The sequence below is a fragment of the Alistipes sp. CAG:29 genome (genome assembly GCF_000435435.1).
Lineage (GTDB): Bacteria > Bacteroidota > Bacteroidia > Bacteroidales > Rikenellaceae > Alistipes > Alistipes onderdonkii.
On record NZ_FR893403.1, the window covers coordinates 1 to 3,271 of the forward strand.

The 3,271-nt window shown below is 62.2% G+C and carries 2 protein-coding genes; both read right to left on the bottom strand.

The genetic code is table 11. The features are described from left to right. The coding region (locus tag QVP03_RS01280) for a beta-N-acetylhexosaminidase (protein ID WP_288210589.1) at positions 1 to 939 on the bottom strand (939 nt) is incomplete at its 3' end. Positions 940 to 994: 55 nt separating this feature from the next. Then, complete coding sequence (locus tag QVP03_RS01285) at positions 995 to 3,172, bottom strand: alpha-galactosidase (RefSeq protein ID WP_022331871.1); 2,178 nt, start codon at positions 3,170 to 3,172, stop codon at positions 995 to 997. Positions 3,173 to 3,271: the final 99 nt, after the last annotated feature.

Here is a 3,271-nt window from a genome sequence, read left to right on the forward strand (position 1 = left end):
CGAGGGAAAGAGCGCGACGACCTCGTCGAGCACGTTTTCGAGGAATTCGAAGGTGCTCTCCTTGCCCGGGCAGAGGACGTTGCCGGGGCCGCAGATCCAACCCGCTATTTCGTAGGATTCGTCTCCGTTCGTGCATCCCAGCCAGGGATAGGCCGTGAGGGCCGCGAGCGAGTGCCCGGGCATTTCGATTTCGGGGATGACCGTGATGTACCGCTCGGCGGCATAGGCGACGACCTCGCGGATCTCGTCCTGCGTGTAAAAGCCGCCGTACCGTCCGAATTCGAAGGTGGCGGGCTTCTCCTCGTAGCTGCCGATCTGGGATTTCGAACGCCACGCCCCGACCTGGGTCAGGCGCGGGTAGCGTTTGATCTCGATGCGCCAGCCCTGGTCGTCGGTCAGGTGCCAGTGGAAGCGGTTGAGCTTCGCGGCGGCCATGCGGTCGAGATAGCCCTTCACGAACTCCACGGGGAAAAAGTGGCGGCAGACGTCCAGGTGGAGTCCCCGGTAGCCGTAGCGGGGGTAGTCCTCGATCTCGGCGCAGGGGATGTTACCGTCGGCGTCGGCCATTTGCAGGAGCGTCTGGAGCCCGTAGAAGATGCCGCTTTCGTCGCCCGCCGTGAGTTCCGCCTCGTGTTCGGCGACGCGGAGCCGGTATCCTTCGGCGGGGATGCCCGCGCGGGCGTCCAGTTGCAGGAGGAGCGTGTTCCGCGTTTTCCGGGCCGGCTGCTTTCCGTGCGGGGCGGCCAGTGCCGAGGCTACCCGGATCAGCCCTTCGGGCCGGGAGGCGAAGCCTTCGGCGGTGACTTTACAGCCCGGGGCGGCGAAGTGCCCTTCGCGGAGTTCGGCCCGGACGGGCTGCGGGATGAGTTGCAGGGGGCGCTGCGCCGCGGTTGCGCACAGCGTGGCCAGCACGGCGATCAGGGGGAATAGTTTTTTCATGGCGCAAGTATTTTGTCCGGCCGGGCCGATGCCGGCCCGGCCGGGGCTGGCGGGATTACTCCGCCGCCTTGAGTTCAAGTACGTGGCTGGCATGTTCGCCGCCCACCTCGAAGTCGAGGCCGGTCTCCATCAGGAACGCCCCGGTGAAGGTCTTGCCGTCCTGGGGAATGGGCTTGCCGTCGAGGCTGAGCTCCCTGACGAGGTACCTCTTCTGCGGGTCGAGCCCGGCCATCCGGAACGCCGGCCGGGGCATGTTGTGGTACTGTTCCAGCTTGTAGACGAAATAGGCCGCGTGGTCTTTTTCGGGCGAGACGTACATCAGCGATGCGTACCCGGTCTTGTCGAAGGGCGAGATCAGGCGGTAGAGGTCGCCCTGCTGCACGACGGGGCGGATCAGCTTGTAGTCGGCGATGGCGCGTCGGGCGAAGGCCTTGTCCTCGTCGGTCATGTGTGCGGGCTGGAGCTCCATGCCCATGCGTCCGCTCATCGCCACGTCGAAACGCAGTTTGAGGGGCGTCTTGCGGCCGGTCTGGTAGTTGGTGTCCACGCTCACGTGCGAGGCCATCGCCACGGCGGGGAAGAAGCTCGAAACGCCCCACTGGATGAAGATGCGTTGCAGGGCGTCGGTGTTGTCGCTCGTCCAGAATTCGTCGTAGTAAGGCAGCAACCCGTAGTTGATACGGCCGCCGCCGCTGGCGCAGGCCTGCATCACCAGATCCGGGTACTTGGCATGGACACGCTTGAGGATGTTTTCCATGCCGCGGTGGTAGGCGATGTAGAGGTGCGACTGTTTGTCGCGGGGCAGGTAGGTCGACCCGTAGTTGAACAGCGTCATGTTGGCGTCCCACTTGATGTAGGCGATTTCGGGGTGCTCCGTCATCAGCTTGTCCACGACGCCGAACACGAATTCCTGCACTTCGGGGTTCGACAGGTCGAGCACGAGCTGTGTGCCTCCGCGACCCTTGTGCATCTCGCGGTGGGGCTGCTGGATCACCCATTCGGGGTGCTTCTCGAAAAGCTCGCTCTTCGAGTTGGTCATCTCGGGTTCGATCCAGATGCCGAACTTGAGCCCTTTCTCCCTGGCCGAGGCCGTCAGCCCCTTGATGCCCTCGGGGAGTTTCTCCTTGCAGACCACCCAGTCGCCGAGGCTCGACGTGCCGTTGTTGCGCGGGTATTTGTCGCCGAACCAGCCGTCGTCCATCACGAACATCTCCCCGCCCATGGCGGCGAAGTCGGCCATCATCTGATCCATCACCTCCTGGTTGACGTTCATCGAGACGCCTTCCCAGCTGTTGAGCAGGATGCTGCGCTGCTCGCCGCCGTGGTTGAGCCGGTGCAGCCGCGCCCAGCGGTGGAAGTTGCGGCTGACGCCGCCCTTGCCCTCGTCGCTGAAGGTGAAGGCGAATACGGGGGTCGTAAAGACCTCTTTCGGTTCGAGGATGTATTGCGACTGGTCTTCGTTGATGCCGGCGAAGATGCGTGTGGTGTGGGCATTGTCGTTGTCGATGGCGATACGGTAGTTGCCGCTCCATGCCAGCGTGCCGCCGATGACCATGCCGTGCTGTTCGTCGGGGCGCCCGTCGAGCGTGAGCATGAACGACGGGCAGCTGTTCTGCGTATTGCGTACGCCGTCCTTGTCCTTGATGACCCTCATGCCGTCGGTCAGCGCTTCCTCGTAGAGGTATGCCTCGGCGCCCCAGGGGCCGTGGAAGTGCGAGAGCCAGTTGTCGCCGCGGCGCACGGGCAGGAAGGCCGACGCGAAACGGTAGAGCGTGACGGGTTTCTTTTCCAGGTGGCGGATCTCCGTCCAGGTCTCGATCACCTCGCAGTCGGGATAGGTCTTGTAGTAGATGGTGACATAGAACGGGTAGAATTTGTCTCGGGTCGCGATCGCCGTGACCTGGCCGCCGTCGCGGTTCTCCCTGGTGACCGACTCCACGACCAGTTCGAGCGACATATTGCCGTCGTTGTGGGTTGCCTGAATGGCTGTTTCACGCGAGCACTGGACGCCGAACTGGGGGTATACCGGGTCGTTGAAGGCGCTCCCGCTGTCGAATACGTCGCCGGGATTCGCCAGCCGGGGGCCGAAGTACTGTATCCGGGGCGATTCACCCTTTGGGGCCGTGATCAGGATAGAGCTTTTCCTGTTGGAAATAACGATGTTATCAGCCCGGAGAATCCCGGAACCCAATAACGCGGCGCATAGCAGCACACTTGCAAAGAGTTTGTTCATAGGTGTTCCTTAGATTAAATAAGTTTTGGTTTAATAGTCATCATTCTAAAAATATGTGGTAAAATTAAGAATAATTACGAACTATATTAAAAAATGCGG

What these genes read in the sequence shown, in the direction of transcription:
- QVP03_RS01285 (WP_022331871.1), bottom strand. Translation starts at nt 3,172, where the DNA reads ATGAACAAACTCTTTGCAAGTGTGCTGCTATGCGCCGCGTTATTGGGT.